17 protein-coding genes are annotated in these 16,177 nt (G+C 63.5%); 4 read left to right on the top strand and 13 right to left on the bottom strand.

From position 1 onward, the window contains the following. Nucleotides 1-16: 16 nt before the first annotated feature. The 10 genes from L6637_RS24900 to soxX all read right to left on the bottom strand — a co-directional run bounded on the left by L6637_RS24900 (nucleotide 17) and on the right by soxX (nucleotide 7,621). Entirely contained in the window at nucleotides 17-1,225 is a 1,209-nt protein-coding gene (locus tag L6637_RS24900; protein ID WP_237860251.1) for an MFS transporter, read from the bottom strand. Between the two features lie 155 nt (nucleotides 1,226-1,380). After that, entirely contained in the window at nucleotides 1,381-1,542 is a 162-nt protein-coding gene (locus L6637_RS24895; RefSeq protein ID WP_237860249.1) for a hypothetical protein, read from the bottom strand. A gap of 88 nt (nucleotides 1,543-1,630) precedes the next feature. Further along, nucleotides 1,631-2,671, bottom strand: coding sequence for an MBL fold metallo-hydrolase (locus L6637_RS24890; protein WP_237860247.1), 1,041 nt, complete (start codon nucleotides 2,669-2,671; stop codon nucleotides 1,631-1,633). A gap of 272 nt (nucleotides 2,672-2,943) precedes the next feature. Further along, nucleotides 2,944-3,399: a DsrE family protein gene (locus tag L6637_RS24885; RefSeq protein ID WP_237872281.1), complete on the bottom strand. Its 456-nt coding sequence runs from the start codon at nucleotides 3,397-3,399 to the stop codon at nucleotides 2,944-2,946. Nucleotides 3,400-3,404: 5 nt separating this feature from the next. Further along, the gene (gene soxB, locus L6637_RS24880) at nucleotides 3,405-5,150 is read right to left on the bottom strand and encodes a thiosulfohydrolase SoxB (RefSeq protein ID WP_237872279.1); all 1,746 of its coding nucleotides are present in this window, start codon (nucleotides 5,148-5,150) and stop codon (nucleotides 3,405-3,407) included. 105 nt (nucleotides 5,151-5,255) lie between these two features. Beyond that, the gene (locus L6637_RS24875; protein WP_237860240.1) at nucleotides 5,256-5,561 is read right to left on the bottom strand and encodes a hypothetical protein; all 306 of its coding nucleotides are present in this window, start codon (nucleotides 5,559-5,561) and stop codon (nucleotides 5,256-5,258) included. 8 nt (nucleotides 5,562-5,569) lie between these two features. Further along, a complete protein-coding gene (gene soxA / locus L6637_RS24870; protein ID WP_237860237.1) occupies nucleotides 5,570-6,433 on the bottom strand; it encodes a sulfur oxidation c-type cytochrome SoxA in 864 nt (287 codons plus the stop codon). Next, a complete protein-coding gene (soxZ, locus tag L6637_RS24865) occupies nucleotides 6,433-6,744 on the bottom strand; it encodes a thiosulfate oxidation carrier complex protein SoxZ (RefSeq protein WP_237860235.1) in 312 nt (103 codons plus the stop codon). Before soxZ ends, soxA begins: the two co-directional genes overlap by 1 nt. Nucleotides 6,745-6,756: 12 nt before the next feature. After that, nucleotides 6,757-7,242 (bottom strand): thiosulfate oxidation carrier protein SoxY, encoded by a 486-nt coding sequence (gene soxY / locus L6637_RS24860; RefSeq protein WP_237860232.1) that lies wholly within the window; start codon nucleotides 7,240-7,242, stop codon nucleotides 6,757-6,759. Nucleotides 7,243-7,264: 22 nt separating this feature from the next. Next, entirely contained in the window at nucleotides 7,265-7,621 is a 357-nt protein-coding gene (soxX, locus tag L6637_RS24855) for a sulfur oxidation c-type cytochrome SoxX (protein ID WP_237860230.1), read from the bottom strand. 225 nt (nucleotides 7,622-7,846) lie between these two features. On the opposite strand from soxX, the gene L6637_RS24850 reads away from it, so the two are divergent. Next, nucleotides 7,847-8,521 (top strand): DUF938 domain-containing protein, encoded by a 675-nt coding sequence (locus tag L6637_RS24850; protein WP_237872277.1) that lies wholly within the window; start codon nucleotides 7,847-7,849, stop codon nucleotides 8,519-8,521. Nucleotides 8,522-8,533: 12 nt separating this feature from the next. On the opposite strand, the gene L6637_RS24845 is transcribed toward L6637_RS24850, so the two are convergent. Beyond that, complete coding sequence (locus L6637_RS24845) at nucleotides 8,534-10,603, bottom strand: prolyl oligopeptidase family serine peptidase (protein WP_237872275.1); 2,070 nt, start codon at nucleotides 10,601-10,603, stop codon at nucleotides 8,534-8,536. Nucleotides 10,604-10,790: 187 nt separating this feature from the next. Here L6637_RS24845 and L6637_RS24840 point away from each other — a divergent pair, with 187 nt between their 5' ends. Together L6637_RS24840 and L6637_RS24835 are read left to right on the top strand one after the other, a co-directional pair. Further along, complete coding sequence (locus L6637_RS24840; protein ID WP_237872274.1) at nucleotides 10,791-12,038, top strand: MFS transporter; 1,248 nt, start codon at nucleotides 10,791-10,793, stop codon at nucleotides 12,036-12,038. Between the two features lie 183 nt (nucleotides 12,039-12,221). Then, the gene (locus tag L6637_RS24835) at nucleotides 12,222-13,457 is read left to right on the top strand and encodes an MFS transporter (protein WP_237872272.1); all 1,236 of its coding nucleotides are present in this window, start codon (nucleotides 12,222-12,224) and stop codon (nucleotides 13,455-13,457) included. Nucleotides 13,458-13,567: 110 nt separating this feature from the next. On the opposite strand, the gene L6637_RS24830 is transcribed toward L6637_RS24835, so the two are convergent. Beyond that, complete coding sequence (locus tag L6637_RS24830) at nucleotides 13,568-14,062, bottom strand: VOC family protein (protein WP_237860218.1); 495 nt, start codon at nucleotides 14,060-14,062, stop codon at nucleotides 13,568-13,570. A 90-nt stretch (nucleotides 14,063-14,152) separates the two neighbouring features. Then, the gene (locus L6637_RS24825; protein ID WP_237872270.1) at nucleotides 14,153-14,698 is read right to left on the bottom strand and encodes a carboxymuconolactone decarboxylase family protein; all 546 of its coding nucleotides are present in this window, start codon (nucleotides 14,696-14,698) and stop codon (nucleotides 14,153-14,155) included. Nucleotides 14,699-14,831: 133 nt separating this feature from the next. On the opposite strand from L6637_RS24825, the gene L6637_RS24820 reads away from it, so the two are divergent. After that, on the top strand, nucleotides 14,832-16,031 hold the full coding sequence (locus L6637_RS24820) for an acyl-CoA dehydrogenase family protein (protein WP_377803131.1): 1,200 nt from the start codon (nucleotides 14,832-14,834) through the stop codon (nucleotides 16,029-16,031). Nucleotides 16,032-16,177: the final 146 nt, after the last annotated feature.

Raw genomic sequence — 16,177 nt, 5'->3', positions numbered from 1 at the left:
ACGGTAAAACTTCTCGCTAAGCCTTGGCTCGCGTCTTCCGCTCGGTGAACGGCGACAGCATCACGGTAGCGACCATGAAGATCACTGACGCCCCGAACACCCAGTGCGGCGCGCTTTGGTCCATGATCCAGCCGAACAGCAGCGGTGAGACGATGCCGCCGAGATTGAAGCCGGTGGAGACGATGCCGAACGCGCGGCCCGCGGCACCGGGAGGCGCGGCGTTGCGCACCAGCATGTCCCGCGACGGCGCGATCACGCCCGAGAGGAAGCCCGCGGTTGCCATCGTGGCAGTCAGGGCCCAGGCCGGCAACGTCACCAGCGCGATCAGCAGCACGATGGCGGCATTCGCGGCAAAGCAGGCGGCGGCGACATAGCCGTGGCGCTCGGTGTGGTCGGCGAGGAAGCCGCCCGCGAGCACGCCCGCGGCGCTTGAGCCGAGGAACGCGGTCAGCGCCACATTGGCCACGGAATAGGTTGCGCCGTAGCCGCTCATCAGCGCCACCACGCCGAAATTGTTGATGCCGGCCACCGACAGGCTCAGCAGCATGAACAGCGCGGTCAGCGTGATCAGCGCCGGCGTGATGACGGCCTGCTTCGGTGCATCGGCGTTTCCAGGCTTGGCCTTGTGCGCGCCGGCATCGGGAATGCTCATCATCACCAGCAGCAGCGCCACCAGCACGCCGATCGCGCCCGAGGCGAGCAGCGCACCGACGCCGCCGGACACCGTGATCAGTGCGGCGACGATCGCCGGAGCGACGGCGCCGCCGAAATAGCCGGCAAAGGTGTGGACCGAAAACGCGCGGCCCATCCGCGCCTCGTCCATGTGCTCGGCGAGAATCGCGTAATCGGCCGGATGATAGACGCTATTGGCGAGCCCGAGCAGCACGGCGCAGGCGATCAGCGAGGCGTAGCTCAGATGTAGCCCGAGCAAAACAAGCGCGAGGCCGCCGAGCGTCAGTCCGCCGAGCAAAATCTTGCGCGCACCAAAATGGTCGACGAGATAGCCGGTCGGTGCCTGCGTCAGACCGGAGACCACGGCCGACACGGTCAACGCGAAGCCGAGCTCGACATAGCCGACGCCGAGTTGAACTTTCAGGAATGGAAACAGCATCGGCAGGACCAGCAGATGGAAATGGCTGACCCAATGCGCGATCGAGATCCCGGTCAGCGTGCGTAGCGCGCTGTCCGCCTTGCCTTGTTGCGGTGCGGCGAGAACGTCGACCATTGCAGTTCCGTTTGACTCCCTGAGGGCGTGCAAACTATCGGGGTGTCCGGCTATTTGTCCATGATCGCAGGCGCATGGCAGGTAGTGCGGGTGGGGTGTGAGGGACGCCGGTATCCACATCGTCGTCCCGGCCTAGTTGTCAGCGCCATCACGCCTTACAACGGCTCGTCGTCATTCCCATAGCGATCGCGCTTCGGCGTGGCGATGTCGCCGTCTTCGTAATCGTCGTCGGTGTCGCGTGGCGGCGGTGGCTTCTTGGCCTTGTCGGCTGCGGTTTTGGTCTTCGGCGGCTCGCTCGGTTTGGCTGAATTGGCCATGGCTGGTCCAGGATGGTGAAGCGTCATCCGCTTCTAGCCGAAGAATCTATGCGGTTGCTGACTTATCTCAAGGCAGTTGACGCTGCCGTCAGGCTTGCACCACCGGCCCACCCGCCTTCTTCCAGGCATCGATGCCGCCGGCGATATGAGCCGTGTTGGAGAGGCCGGCCTGCTTGGCGGCAGCAACAGCCATGGCCGAGCGCTCGCCGAAGGCGCAGAAAAACACGACGCGGCGGCCGGTCGCGGCCGCAACCTCGCGCAGCATGCCGCCGGGCTTGAGACTTTCCTCGATGCTTGGATAGGGCGTGTGAAGCGCGCCCTCGAGCATGCCGTGCTTGATCCGCTCGTTGGCCTCGCGCAGATCGACCAAGAGGATGTCGGGCCGATGCAGCGAACGGATCGCCTCGACGGCGCTGAGCGCACGGCCCTCTTTCTCCAGCTCCTCCTGATGCAGGCCGACGCGCATGTTGGCGGGCACCGCCACGTCCATCATCTTCGGATTGGGCAGCTTCAAATTGGCCATCAGCTCGATATATTCGTCGACCGAACGCACCTGGAGCCTGGGATTGTAGCGCCTCTCCTCGCCGATGGTGGAGACGGTGTCGCCCTTGTAGTCATGCGCAGGGAACACCATCGTCTCGTCAGGCAGCTTGAGCAGGCGATTGAATATTGAATCGTACTGTGCGCGCGACGAGCCATTCTGGAAATCGGTGCGGCCGGTGCCGCGAATCAAAAGCGTGTCGCCAGTGAAGACGCGGTCGCCCATGAGATAGGAATAGGAATCGTCGGTATGGCCCGGCGTGTACATCACGTCGAGCGAGAGGCCTTCGATCGTCACCTTGTCGCCGTCGGCAACGCGCATCGCCACCACGTCGGCCTTGGTCTGGTCGCCCATCACGGTCATGCAATGGGTGCGGTCGCGCAGCTCCCCGAGGCCGGTGACATGGTCGGCGTGCAGATGAGTGTCGACCGCCTTGACCAGCTTGAGATCGAGCTCGCGCAATAGCTGGCAGTAGCGATCGACCTTCTCCAGCACGGGATCGAGGATCAGCGCCTCGCCGCCGGGGCGGCTGGCCAGCAGATAGCTGTAGGTTCCCGAAACGCTGTCGAAGAGCTGGCGGAAGATCATGGCAGGACCCGGCGTGGAGTGATTTCGAGGATTCTACTACGCCGGAGGGTGGAAGGAGAAGTAATGTGCTGTTGAAATAAGAAAATTTAGAAGATTTTTATTGCGACGCGATGGCCGCCCCACCCTCTGCTGTCATCGCCCGCGAAGGCGGGCGATCCCGTATTCCAGAGGCGATGAGGGGTACGGAGAGGCCGCGGCGTACTAGATTCTCCCGCCTACGCGGGGAATGACGCTGAGTGAGGCGCCGCGGAGTGCCCAAACTTGGGACGTCCCTACGGCCGCACCAGCGTGTACCCATTCTCCGTCAGAAACAGGATCTGCCCCACGCCCACCTGCACCGGCGTCGCGGCGGGAATGAACTCCGGCCGCCTGCCGGTTTCCCGCTCGATCGTGTCGACGGTGTTGAGGCAGATGTCGAAGCGCACGCCTTGCGCGATCAGGCTCTCCACCTGCTTGCGGCGCTCGCTGCCTGATAGCAACAGATCGATGCCGGGACCGAAGGTGACGACCTCGACCGCAATCTTGTCGGGATCGTAGGCCTTCAGCAGATTGTTGGCGACGCTCAGCACCAGCGCCTGCTTCTTCGCGTCGCTATCCGAGAGTTGCAGCACGATCTTGTGCTCGGCGAACGGCTTGTCCTGCAACGGCACCTGTTGTGCAAACGTTGCTGGCACCGCGGCCCAGGCGAGCAGCGCCAGCATGATCGTGCGGAAAATTTGCGACCGCATCGTCGCTATCCCGCGATGCCCGGATTGCCGTCGACGCCTTTCAGCGTGACGCCGCTGCCCAGCCGCTCCTGAAACATCCGGCCCGAGCGCAGATGTTTTGCGACGACGTCCCACACCGCCGCGCCCTGCTGGCCGTTGACCGAGGCCCAGCCTGCGACCTTGTAGCGATGGCTGGCGCTGATCGCCCTGCCATTGTCGAGCTTCAGATCGGAGATGCGGCTGCCGATCGCGCTGGCCGGGCTGCAGGCATAGCTCAGCCCGCCGGCGCGCACCATGTCGCCGCCCTGCTGATGATAGGGATCGGCGTTGAAGAGATTGTCGCAGATGTCTTCCAGTACGTCCTTGATCTCCGCGCCCGTCATCTCCTGCACATAGGTTTCGGGATAGGTGATCGCGGTCTCCGCGAGCACGTCTTCCATCGTGATCGGCTGGCCTGATAACGCGGTGACGCCCCAGCGGAAGCCGGGCGATAGCGCGATCTCGGCATCGAGCTCGTTGCGCAGCGCGGTACAGATCAACTCGTCGACGGGGCCGGCGAAATTGTCACGGCGATAGAGCAGCCGGTCCGGCGTTGCGATCTTCTCCGACCAGTCGGTGACGTATGGCGCGCGCAGCTTTCCGATCAGCTCGGCCATGGCAGGATCGGGCTTCAAGAGCTCGGAATAAACCGGCAGCAGATGATATCTGACGTCGCTTACCTTGCCCTTGTCGAGCGCGAGATCGAGCACGGCAAGAAATTTCCCGTTGGAGCCGGCATTGGTGACGAGTGTGGTGCCACCGGGATTCTTCACCGCGATCGGCTGCGGCACGGCATCGTGGGTGTGTCCGCCGAGAATGACGTCGATGCCGGTGACACGGCTTGCGAGCTTGAGGTCGACATCCATGCCGTTATGCGAGAGCAGAATGATTGCATCGACCTTATCGGTGCCGCGCAAGGCATCGACATGCGTCTGCAGCTCTTCCTCGCGGATGCCAAAGGTCCAGTCCGGCGTAAAGCGCTTGGGATGCGCGATCGGCACGTAAGGAAAAGCCTGGCCGATGATCGCAACGCGATGGCCACTGAGCTCCTTGATGATTGACGGCTTGAACACGCGCCCGCTGGCCTTGTCGAAGGCCGGGGCGTCGTTGAACGCGGCCTCCTCGGTCAGGAAGACATTCTGCGCCAGAAACTCGCCCTTGAAGTGCTCGAGATTGTCGCGCAGCGCTTGCTCGCCATAGGTGAACTCCCAATGCCCGGTCATCGCCTCGATGCCCAGCAGATTGGCAACCTCGACCATGTCGCGGCCGTGCATGACGTTGGCAAGGCCCGTGCCCTGCCAGAGATCACCGCCGTCCACCAGCATGGCGCGCTTCTCGCCGACATCGTTACGCAAGCGGTCGATCAGTGTCTTCAAATGAGCGAAGCCGCCGAGCTTGCCGAACCGGCCGGCGGATTTCTCGAACTCGACTGAGGTGAAGGCATAGGCATCCGCGCTGTCGGGCCGGATCCCAAAGTGCTCCAGGAACGCGCGGGCGACCAGGTGCGGCGGTCGCCCCGCCATCTCGCCAATACCGATGTTGATACTGGGCTCGCGGAAATAGACTGGATTGAGCTGCGCATGCGTGTCGGTGGTGTGCAGGATCCGCGCATTGCCGAAGCGCTCGATGTCGTAAATGCTGGCGGCCTCGGCACCACGCGCAAGCCGCGGCAGCACGACAGACGCGGCAGCAACGGCTGAGCCCCTCAGGAAATCGCGGCGGCGGATCGCCATCACACATTCTCCGCGCCGGTTATCGGCAGTTCTGCGAGTATGATCAGGAAAAGTGTGTAGCCGTTTTCCGACAAGATCATGCTCAAACAATAGCTGGGATCTAGCTTAGCGGATTTCCATCGCCTTCCAGGCCTCTTTTTCAGAGGTCGCCTGGAAGACCGAAGCCTTCGCCAGCGCTTCGGCCTCTTTGGCTGCAGCCACGGCGCCATCGTAATCGCCGCCGTCGCCCGCCTTTTTGGCGGTCGCCAGCGTCGAGACGGTCGTGGTCCACTGGTTGCGCATGCCGGCCGCCTCCTTGGACGCAGCCTCCGCGGCGGCGTAGGCCGCCTTGTACTCTGCTTCATTTGACGCGCGCGCCGATGGCGCGAGGCTCAATGCAAGCAACATGGTCAAGGTAAGTGTCCGCTTCATGGCCGCGCTCATGGTCGTGCCCCCGGGCCCGAAATCGGCAGGCCGTTGGCGACGTAGGACAGGAAGTATTCGACGTCGCGATATTCATCCGACTGCGGCTCCAGCGGGACCGCGCGGGTCTGGCTGTTGCAGGTCATGAAGCGGCGGCTGATCGTGCCCATGCCGCTCCACTCGGAGCGGTAGATGGGCATCGCATTGAGGATGCCGAGCGCCGGCGCCAGCACCTCGGCGCGGATGCGCTCGCCCGGGCTCTGCACATGGCAACTGGCGCAGGAGAAGTTCAGCTGACCGCGGCGGGTGTAGAAATAGCGCTTGCCGCTTTCGAACGCCTCCAACGCGCGAGGATCATCGGGAATCTTGATGTCCATCGGCTTGCCGCGCGAGGTGAAGGCCATGTACGCCGTCAGCGAGGCCATCTCGTCCTTGACGTAGGAGTAGGGCTGTTCGCCATTGGCCTCGCGGCAGCGGTTGAGCGCGAGCTCCAGCGTGACGACCTTGCCCTCCTTGGTGTCGAAATAAGGATAGTTCTGGCGAATGCCGAGGCCGCCGTTCGGGAAGCAGTCGGCATAGGTCTTGCCGTTCTTGAACGGCGTCGCAAACATCTCCTTGCCGGCGTCGAGCGCGAACTCGTAAGGCGGGAATTCTTCCTTCTCCAGCCATTGCCGCTTCATGCCCTCGTTCAGGGAATAAGGACCGTTGACGAAATCCTCGTGCTTCACGTTGGGAAACTTCTGGAAGTAGAAGTTTTGGAAAGCCTTGGCGTCAGCGACGGGATCGACCTTGTCGGCCGCAACAACTGAGGGAGCGGTGAGCGCGAACGCGACAAGCGCGGCGCTCAACGAGGAGAGCAGGAGGGCGAAGCCGGGCTTCATCACGCGATCTTCGCGGTGGTCTGGTCGGAACCGCCCTTGTTGTCGGTCCAGGAGATCGCGAGGTCGTCGCCCTTCTTGGCGCCCCTGAAGCTGAACTTGATGTAGGGATCCTTGGAAATCGCGGTGCCCCAATTGGCGACGAAGACGTCCTTGCCGTTACATGCGAACTTCACTTCCTGGATGTAGTGCGCCGGGATCAATTCCCCCTTGGGGTCCTTGACGAGGCCGGTGTCCATGGGGTGCTGGATCAACGTCTGCACCTCGGTGATATCGCCATTGGATGTTGCGCGGACGCGAATGCTGGATGCCATCTCCGATCTCCTTTAGCCGCCGCAGCCGCCGACAGTGACCTTTACTTCCTTGGTCGCGCTGTAGAGCTTGCCGTCGGCTTCCACGATCGCGGTCACATTGCTGGTCTTCGCCATCTTCAGGCGGTTGGCGACAGCGGGGATCGTTCCCTCGGGAAGCTTGTAGCTTGCCGCCAGCGCGTTCGGATTCTCGGCGACGAAGAACGAGATCGAGGTCACCTTGTCGAGCGTCGTCGTCACCGACATCGGCACCACGCCGCCGTTCTCGGCGATCTCGGGCGCGTCGAGCTTGATCTTGTCCGACGGTTCGGCGGTCCTGCCATAGAGCGCCTTGATCGCATCCGCTTCGTTCTTCAGCTTGAACGCCTCTTCCGGATATTTGTCGTTGGCCGCGGCACGCGCCGGCACGAACGGCAGATTGCCGAGGCCGATCAGCGCGACCGAGGCCGCGCCCTGCAGGATCAGGCGCCGCGTCGGATGAGTTCCAGTGGTCGTGGTCATCGAAGGTCTCCTGGGCCCGCCATTACAGCGTCTGCAGGAAATCAACGATCGCGTTGATCTCCCGCTCCGTCAGTATGCGGTTGCGGCCGAATGGCGGCATCATGGTCTGCGGATTACGTTTGGTCTCGTCGAACAGGATCGCGGCCAGCTCGTTGCGATCAGGGTATTTTGCCTTGAGATCCCTAAGCTCGGGACCGATCGTGCCGGGCAGATCGCCGCCCTTGATAACGTGGCAGGTCAGGCAATTGCCCTTGCCGCGGTCGAAGGCGAGCTTTTGGCCCTCGGCAATCGCGGACTGCGCCCACGCCGGGGGCGCGGCGAGGCCCGTGAGGGCGACCAGCGCGAGGAGCAGGGCGGGCTTGCGGGGAAAGGCGGTCAAAGCAACGTTCCGAGGCTTATGATGTCTGCAAAAGATAGTGTTCAAAAGCACAAAGGACATGCCCTGACAATCAAGACTATGCAGGCCGCAAAATGGCGTTAATATCTTCCGCATTGCAACTGAAGGGATAGTTCGTTCATCAAGCCGGCATTGTCCGGTGCTGTTTTGGGGGCGTTTTGCCGTCGGTGCGTTTTCGACTGATTTCTCATTTTCCGGGGACATGAATTGGCTGAATATGTCGTTGAATTTGGCAGGGATGGCGGGCGGGTCGAGTCTGACGGCCGTCTCGATGCACCGGCCTTCCATCGCAATCACGAGCCGCTCTGGGCAGCGCTCGAAAAGCACCTCGCTGGCCGGTCCGGCGACGTCGTCGAGGTCGGCAGTGGAACCGGCCAGCACGTGGTTTATTTTGCCCGCCACGCGCCTGATCTCGTCTGGTGGCCGAGCGACCTCAACCAGCGCCATGTGAAGAGCATCGAGGCCTGGCGCGTGCATTCGGGCCTGACAAACATCCGCAGCCCGTTGCGAATCGATCTGTCTGATTCCGGCTGGTGTCCGGAGATGAAGAGCGGGCAGGGGCCGAAGGATCTCGCGGCCGTGTTCTGCGCCAATGTCATTCACATTGCGCCCTGGACCGTGGCCGAGGGCCTGTTCACGGGCGCCAGTCGTTATCTGCGCGCCGACGGTGAGCTGTTTCTCTACGGCCCGTTCAAGCGCGACGGCAAGCACACCGCGCTGAGCAACGCGGTGTTCGACACGTCGCTCCGCGAAGGCAATCCCGAATGGGGCGTCCGCGATATCGGCGATGTCGAGACCCTCGCGCGCAGTGCGGGCCTTCGTCTGATCGACACGATCGAGATGCCCGCGAACAATCTGACGCTGGTGTTTGCGCACGGGTAAAGCGCGAGGCCGTCAGGCCTCGCCATCTACCCAGCCGATCTTCTGCTTCAGGAACTGAAATCCCAGCACCTGGAAGCCTGCGCGCTCCTTGTTATCTTTGCCGTAGCCGTGGCCGCCGGCGGCCGGCTCATAGAACCAGGCCTCATAGCCCATCGCCTGGAGCTTTGCCGCCATTTTGCGCGCGTGGCCGGGATGGACGCGGTCGTCGCGCCGCGTCGTCGCAATCAGGATCGGCGGATAGGGCTGACCCGGCTGTGCGTTGTGGTAGGCCGAGTAGGTCTTCAGCCACTCCCACTCCTCCGCCTTGTCGGGGTCGCCATATTCGGCGATCCAACTCGCGCCCGCGAGCAGCTTGGTGTAGCGGCGCATGTCGATCAGCGGGATGGTGCAGAACAGCGCACCGAAGCGCTCGGGGTAGCGCACCAGCATGTTGGTGATGAGGATGCCGCCGTTCGATCCGCCCTGCGCGGCGATGCGCTTCGGCGTGGTCACGCCGCGGCGGACCAGGTCGGCGGCAACGGCGGCGAAATCGTCATGCGACAGCTTCTTGCCGGCATAACGGCCGGCATCGTGCCAGCGCGTGCCGAACTCGCCGCCGCCGCGCAAATTTGCCTGCACCGTGGTGCCGCCGCGCTCCAGCCAGAGCTTGCCGAGCGACGAATTGTATTCCGGCTTCACCGCGAGACCGAAGCCACCATAGGCGCTCATATAGACCGGCGCATCGCCTGACCCGCCGGCGGGGCCAGTCTGCACATAGGGAATGCGCTCGCCGTCGACAGAGATCGCCTCGTGCTGCGTCACCACGAGGCCTTCGGCGTTGAAGATCTTCGGCGCCTGCTTCAGCACGACAGGGCTTTCGACGCCGCGCTCGATCAGCATCAATGACGGCGGCGTCAGCGGGTCCTGCACATTGGCGAGCAGGTCGCCATTGCTTTGGGATTCGTGGCGGTCGAGGCTCCAGACATCGACGACGCCAATATCGGGCAACCCCTGCAGCCGCTGTTTGCTCCAGTTTGATGGCGATGGCGTGCATATCTCGAAGATTGGCCGCAGTTCGTCGAGGATCGAAAGCACGAGCTTGCCGCCGGTCCAGAAGAAGCCCTGCAACGCTCGCCGCGGCCCGGGCTCGAACAACACCGTGAAATCGCGACGTCCTGCCAGGAATGCGGACAGCGACATGCCGAGCATCGCATCGGCCGCGTAAGTGTGTCCCGCGACAGACCAGGTCTGGCGTGGCTTGACCGAGAGCCAGTCGCCATGAACCTGCATCCAGATGTTGCTGGGCAGCTCGAGCTTCGTGGTTGCACCGGATGCGGTGCCGAGCGAGGTGCTGAAATTGAAGAAGTCCGACTGGTCGATGAACCAGACGCGCTGTGTTGCCGCGGTGTCGTCGACATAACTGTAGGCCCGCATATGGTCGGCGGTCGTCTCGAAGATCACGGCGGCCTGCTCGACGCTGGTCCCGCGCCGCCACAGCCGCACCGTTCTCGCGTAGCCGGAATTTGTCGCCATGCCCTCGCCGAGCGCGCTCGACAGCAGCAGCGTGTCGGCATCCGCCCAATCGACGCTGCTCTTGGCTTCCGGCAGGACGAAACCATCGGCGATGAATTGCTTCGTCGCGATATCGAACTCGCGCAAGGTGACGGCATCGCTGCCGCCGCGCGACAGGCTCAGGATGACGCGCGTGCTTCCGGCTCGCGTGGATGCCCCACCGAAAAGCCAGTCCGCGCCATCGGTCGCGGCGAGCTGATCGATATCGAGCATGATCTCCCAGGCCGGTTCGGCCTTGCGAAACTCCGCGAGCGTGGTGCGTCGCCACAGGCCGCGCGGGTTCGCGGCGTCCTTCCAGAGATTGTAGAGATAACCGTCGCGCCGGGTGACATAGGGGATGTTGTCCGATCGGTCGTAGATCGCCGCGAGGATGGCGGTGTCGCGATCGAACGCGGCGCCGCCGAATTCCTGCAACGTCAGGCGATTCTGTTTCTCGACGAAATCGAGCGCGCGGGCGCCGTCGATCTCCTCCAGCCAGAGCCAGGGATCGTCATCGGGAGCGCTGAGCGTGGGCCTGTCGTCGACGGACATTTACGAAACTCCCAAGACATCGCCGCGGATAGGATTTGATCGAGCGCAAGCCGTCAAGAGCGTGGGCCGGTATCATTGGCCCAATTGCGTCAGAGGCATGGCCTGCGCCCGTTTGCGCCGGTTGCCCGGCCCCTTCGGCCCCTCCATAGTGCCGGGAATCAACAAGGCCCTCTGGGCGGAAATGCCGATGATTGACGTGACTGCCAGCAACGAGATCGCCGATGATGCCCGCGCGCGTGCCAATGTGGTGCGCCTTGCCGCCGCGCAGGCCCTGACCGGCGCCAACTCGGCGGTGATCTTCGCGACCGGCTCGATCGTCGGCGCCACGCTTGCACCCGACATGTCGCTCGCGACCGTGCCGCTGTCGATGTACGTCGTGGGCCTCGCCGCCGGCACGCTGCCGACAGGCGCGATCTCGCGCCGTTTCGGCCGCCGCGCGGCTTTCATCACCGGCACCGGCCTCGGCGCGCTCACCGGTCTCACCGGCTCGTTCGCGATCCTGCACGGCTCGTTCGCGCTGTTTTGTCTCGCGACCTTTCTCGGCGGCCTCTACGGCTCGGTGGCGCAATCCTATCGCTTCGCCGCGGCCGACGGCGCCAGCGCGGCTTATCGACCCAAGGCTGTCTCGTGGGTGATGGCGGGCGGCGTGTTCGCCGGCGTGCTCGGTCCGCAGCTGGTGCAATGGACCATGGACGTGTGGTCGCCCTATCTGTTCGCCTTCAGCTTCCTGGTGCAGGCCGCGGTCGCGCTTGTCGCGATGGGCATCGTTGCCGGCGTCGATATGCCGAAGCCCGCGCCGGCCGATCTGCATGGCGGACGGCCGCTGCTCACCATCGTGAGCCAGCCGCGCTTCATCGCGGCCGCACTCTGCGGCGTCATCGCCTACCCCATGATGAATCTGGTGATGACCTCGGCGCCGCTGGCCATGAAGATGTGCGGCCTCAGCCTGTCCGATTCCAATTTCGGCATTCAATGGCACATCGTCGCTATGTACGGTCCGAGCTTCTTCACCGGTGCGCTGATCGCCCGCTTCGGCGCGCCGAAGATCGTCGCCGCCGGATTGCTGCTGGAAGCCGGCGCCGCCAGCATCGGGCTATCGGGCATCACCGCGATGCATTTCTGGGCGACGCTGATCGTGCTCGGCGTCGGCTGGAATTTCTCCTTCGTCGGCGCCTCCGCCTTGGTGCTGGAGACACACCGGCCGCAGGAACGCAACAAGGTGCAGGCCTTCAACGATTTCCTGGTGTTCGGGATGATGGCGATCGGCTCGTTCTCCTCGGGCCAGCTGCTCGCGAATTATGGCTGGTCCGCGGTGAACATGGTGGTGTTTCCGCCAGTTGCGCTCGGCCTCGTCGCGCTCTCGCTGGCGTCCTGGGCCCGCCGCCGCAAGGCGCGGATCGAGGCGGCCATGGGCGAGTTCCCGGACGCGATCTGAGCGCATGATCCGGAAAAGTGTGCAGCGGTTTTCCGACAAGGTCATGCGCACTAGAATGGCAGGAGGCTGTCAGCAGCGTCGATACTTCGATCCAGGTCGAAGTGATTTTCTGCTTCCACATCGATACATGATGGTCGTCATGGACAGACAATCACAACGCGGGAATGCGAAGGAGAAGCGCGAATGCTCGACAATCCTCAACACCGCATGATCGATGAATCCTCGCTCCGCTACGAAGGCTGGCGCATCGTCGCGGTCTGCTTCCTGCTCGCAACCTTCGGCTGGGGCCTCGGCTTCTATGGCCAGAGCATCTATGTCGCCGAGGTCCAGCGCGCGCGGGGCTGGCCGACATCGCTGGTCTCGTCGGGCACGACGTTCTTCTACCTGTTCGGCGCGCTGCTGGTCGTCTTCGTCGGCGAGGCCGTGCGAAAATATGGCCCGCGCCTCTGCCTGATATCGGGCACCCTGGCGATGGCGGCAGCTGGCGTCGCGATCGGCGCGGTGCGCGAGCCATGGCAGCTTTATCTCGCGAACGCCGTGCTCGCCTTCGGCTGGGCTGGCACGAGTCTGGCCATGATCACCAACACGATCAGCCTCTGGTTCGACCACAAGCGCGGCATGGCGATCAGTCTCGCGCTGAACGGCGCCAGTTTTGGCGGCATCGTCGGCGTGCCACTGCTGGTGGTGATGATCAGCCATATCGGGTTTGCGAACGCCATGTTCGCGACGTCAGGCGCGATGCTGGTGCTGCTTGTGCCGGTCATTCTCGTCGTTGTCGGGCGGCCGCCGGATCTTCACGGTTGGAAGGCGGCAGCAAAGACAAAACCGCAATCCTCGACGCAGATCCGTAGTTGGGCGCTGCGCGATGTCGGCTTCCTCACGGTGACGGTCGCGTTCGCGCTGGTGCTGTTCGCGCAGGTCGGCTTCATCGTGCACCTGATCTCGTTCCTCGATCCCGTGATCGGTCGTGAGCGCGCGGCCGTGGCGGTCGCGGTGCTCACCGCGATGGCGGTGGTCGGCCGCGTCCTCTTCTCGATGGTGATCGACCGGCTCAATCAGCGGCTGGCATCCGCGCTGTCGTTCCTCAGTCAGGCGGCCGCACTGTGCGTCGTGATTAACATACACAATGACTATGTGCTGATCGCGGCCTGTGCGGCGTTCGGCTTCTCCGTCGGCAATCTCATCACGCTGCCGTCGCTGATCGTGCAGCAGGAATTCGACAGTGCCGCGTTCGGCGTGCTGATCAGCCTCAACACCGCGATCAACCAGGTGACCTATGCGTTCGGCCCCGGCGTCGTCGGCTTCTTGCGCGATTGGTCCGGCGGTTACGCGCTGCCGTTCTATCTTTGCATCGCGCTGGAGGTGGCGGCGGCGGCGCTGATCATGGTGCGAGGGAGGCCAAGAACAAGACTCCCGTAGGGTGGGCAAAGGCGCAAAGCGCCGTGCCCACGCATCTGTCTCTACGTCGCGAGAATGAGTGGGCACGCTTCGCTTTGCCCACCCTACGAGACAACAAATTCACCGCGGCATCACGCCTCGCGTTGTCGCAAGAGTGCTTCCACATCCAACCGCTTGGTAAACATCGCGAGCTTCCCGTCCGGCCCTGTTGGCCACTGCTCCCGCGGCTTGTCCCAATACAGCTCGACGCCGTTCTGATCAGGGTCGCGCAAATACAGCGCCTCGGACACGCCATGATCGCTGGCGCCATCCAGAGCGATGCCCGCCGTCAGAACCCGGTGCAGCGCATCCGCCAGCGCCGGACGCGTCGGATAGAGGATCGCGGTGTGGAACAGCCCTGTCGTGCCGGGCGGCGGCGGCGAGCCGCCCTTGCTCTCCCAGGTGTTGAGCCCGATGTGGTGATGATAGCCGCCAGCCGAGATGAAGGCCGCGCCCGAGCCCATGCGCTGCATCAGCTCGAAGCCGAGCACGCCGCAATAAAAGCCGAGCGCACGATCGAGATCGGCGACCTTGAGATGGACATGGCCGATGCGCGTGCCGGCGGCGACGGGTGATGTTTGCGACATGTGGCTGCTCCGTTGATGTACATCAGATAGGCCCGGCTTCGGGGCAGCGCCATTGGCCTATCCCGAAACCCATCGTTTCCGAATACGAAACTATGTCAGTTCCGGCACCTCGCCCTCCGGCAGCTCGAACTCGAACGTGTTCAGCGTCATCGACACCATGGTGTAATAGCCGCACAGTCCGATCACCTCGACCACGCCGCGCTCGCTGAGCAGCTTCACCGCCTCATCGTAGAGCCCCTTCTCGACGCCGTGCCCCTCATGCAGCGACTTCGCGAGGTCGTAGATCATCTTCCCTTTGGGATCGTCGAATTCGGGCGTGCGGCGATCGCGGATTGCGTCGATGATCTCGGGCCTCATGCCGCCCGCCAGCGCGAGCCGCTTGTGCGCATACCATTCGTAATGCGCGGTCCAGTGCCGCGCCGTCACCAGGATCGCGATCTCCGACAGTTTCGCCGGGAAGATGGTGTCGTAGCGGAGCACTTCGCCGAGCCGCGTGGCGTGACGGGCCATGTCGGGGCTGTTGAGCCAGGCCATCATCGGCGCCGGTGGCTTGCCGCGTTTGCCGGCAATCGACTCGTCATAGGTCTGCCGCTGGCTCTCGTTCATTTCGCCAGGCGAAAGAAGCTTTAGGCGCATTCGCGTTTCCTCTTTGTTTTCAAGCACCGTCGCGCTGCGACTATAGCCGACAACGGACTGCGGAAGTGGTTGAATTCCGCGAGGGCTTGGCCCAGAGTCGCGCCCAACAAGTTTTTTGATGATGGAAACGACCATGAGCGAGTCTGAAACCGCAGATCTTGAGAAATTCCGCAGCGAGACGCGCACCTGGCTGGAGGCGAACTGCCCGCCGGAGATGCGCAAGCCCGCGACGTCGGATGCCGACGTGTTCTGGGGCGGGCGTAACGCAAAATTCTCGTCCGAACCACAGCGCATCTGGTTCGAGCGCATGCGCGACAAGGGCTGGACCGTGCCTGACTGGCCGAAGGAATATGGCGGTGGCGGCCTCACCGCTGCCGAGCACAAGGTGCTGCGCTCCGAAATGGCGAGGATGGGCGCGCGCCCGCCGCTGTCGAGCTTCGGCATCTGGATGCTCGGGCCGGCGCTTTTGAAGTATGGCAACGAGGCGCAGAAGAAGGAGCATCTGCCAAAGATCGCGGCGGGGCTGATCCGCTGGTGCCAGGGCTATTCCGAGCCGAACGCGGGCTCCGATCTCGCCTCGCTGCAGACCCGCGCCGAAAGCGACGGTGACGATTTCGTCATCACGGGGTCGAAGATCTGGACCTCTTATGCCAATTACGCCGACTGGATCTTCTGTCTGGTGCGCACCGATCCCACGGCCAAGAAACACGACGGCATCAGCTTCATCCTGTTCGACATGACCTCGAAGGGCGTGACGACCAAGCCGATCCTCCTGATCTCCGGATATTCGCCGTTCTGCGAAACCTTCTTCGACGGCGTCCGCGTGCCGAAGTCGCACGTGGTCGGCACCGTCAATCGCGGCTGGGACGTCGCCAAATATCTGCTGCAGCATGAGCGCGCGATGATCTCAGGCATGGGCGAGCGCGGCGTCGGCCGTCCTCTCGGCCAGATCGCGGCTGATTCCGTTGGTGCCGATGCGCAAGGCAAGCTCGACGATGCGATGCTGCGTGGCCGGATCGCGACCTTCGATGTCGATGAAGCAGCGCTTGCCGCTTGCGCCGAGCGCGCGGTCGATCTCGCCAAGGCAGGCCAGGCGCATCCGGCGTTCTCGTCGGCGATGAAATATTACGGCACCGAGCTCAACAAGCGCCGCTACGAGATCCTGATGTCGGCCGGCGGCGTCGATGCGCTGGAATGGGAGAGCGAGCGTTCGCGCCAAGGCGCCCGCCCACGCGCCTGGCTCCGCACCAAGGCCAACTCGATCGAGGGCGGCACGACCGAAGTCATGCTCGGCATCGTCGCCAAGCGCATCCTGGATCTGCCGGGGGCGTGAGGCTTCTGTCATTCCGGGGCGCGACGAAGTCGCGAGCCCGGAATCCATTCCTCCACCGACTCTGCCGCCCGATGGATTCCGGGCCTGGCCCTTTGGGCCATCCCGGAATGACCAAGGCAAAATAGATTTCGAATCGGAAACACATC

This window comes from Bradyrhizobium zhengyangense (assembly GCF_022012435.1).
In the GTDB taxonomy this organism is placed as follows: domain Bacteria; phylum Pseudomonadota; class Alphaproteobacteria; order Rhizobiales; family Xanthobacteraceae; genus Bradyrhizobium; species Bradyrhizobium zhengyangense.
This window is presented reverse-complemented; position numbering and strand designations above follow the sequence as displayed.

What these genes read in the sequence shown, in the direction of transcription:
- L6637_RS24830 (WP_237860218.1), bottom strand. Translation starts at nt 14,062, where the DNA reads ATGTCGCAAACATCACCCGTCGCCGCCGGCACGCGCATCGGCCATGTC.
- L6637_RS24875 (WP_237860240.1), bottom strand. Translation starts at nt 5,561, where the DNA reads ATGAAGCGGACACTTACCTTGACCATGTTGCTTGCATTGAGCCTCGCG.
- L6637_RS24825 (WP_237872270.1), bottom strand. Translation starts at nt 14,698, where the DNA reads ATGCGCCTAAAGCTTCTTTCGCCTGGCGAAATGAACGAGAGCCAGCGG.
- L6637_RS24845 (WP_237872275.1), bottom strand. Translation starts at nt 10,603, where the DNA reads ATGTCCGTCGACGACAGGCCCACGCTCAGCGCTCCCGATGACGATCCC.
- L6637_RS24840 (WP_237872274.1), top strand. Translation starts at nt 10,791, where the DNA reads ATGATTGACGTGACTGCCAGCAACGAGATCGCCGATGATGCCCGCGCG.
- soxZ (WP_237860235.1), bottom strand. Translation starts at nt 6,744, where the DNA reads ATGGCATCCAGCATTCGCGTCCGCGCAACATCCAATGGCGATATCACC.
- soxA (WP_237860237.1), bottom strand. Translation starts at nt 6,433, where the DNA reads ATGAAGCCCGGCTTCGCCCTCCTGCTCTCCTCGTTGAGCGCCGCGCTT.
- L6637_RS24885 (WP_237872281.1), bottom strand. Translation starts at nt 3,399, where the DNA reads ATGCGGTCGCAAATTTTCCGCACGATCATGCTGGCGCTGCTCGCCTGG.
- soxY (WP_237860232.1), bottom strand. Translation starts at nt 7,242, where the DNA reads ATGACCACGACCACTGGAACTCATCCGACGCGGCGCCTGATCCTGCAG.
- L6637_RS24890 (WP_237860247.1), bottom strand. Translation starts at nt 2,671, where the DNA reads ATGATCTTCCGCCAGCTCTTCGACAGCGTTTCGGGAACCTACAGCTAT.
- soxB (WP_237872279.1), bottom strand. Translation starts at nt 5,150, where the DNA reads ATGGCGATCCGCCGCCGCGATTTCCTGAGGGGCTCAGCCGTTGCTGCC.
- L6637_RS24900 (WP_237860251.1), bottom strand. Translation starts at nt 1,225, where the DNA reads ATGGTCGACGTTCTCGCCGCACCGCAACAAGGCAAGGCGGACAGCGCG.
- L6637_RS24895 (WP_237860249.1), bottom strand. Translation starts at nt 1,542, where the DNA reads ATGGCCAATTCAGCCAAACCGAGCGAGCCGCCGAAGACCAAAACCGCA.
- L6637_RS24835 (WP_237872272.1), top strand. Translation starts at nt 12,222, where the DNA reads ATGCTCGACAATCCTCAACACCGCATGATCGATGAATCCTCGCTCCGC.
- L6637_RS24820 (WP_377803131.1), top strand. Translation starts at nt 14,832, where the DNA reads ATGAGCGAGTCTGAAACCGCAGATCTTGAGAAATTCCGCAGCGAGACG.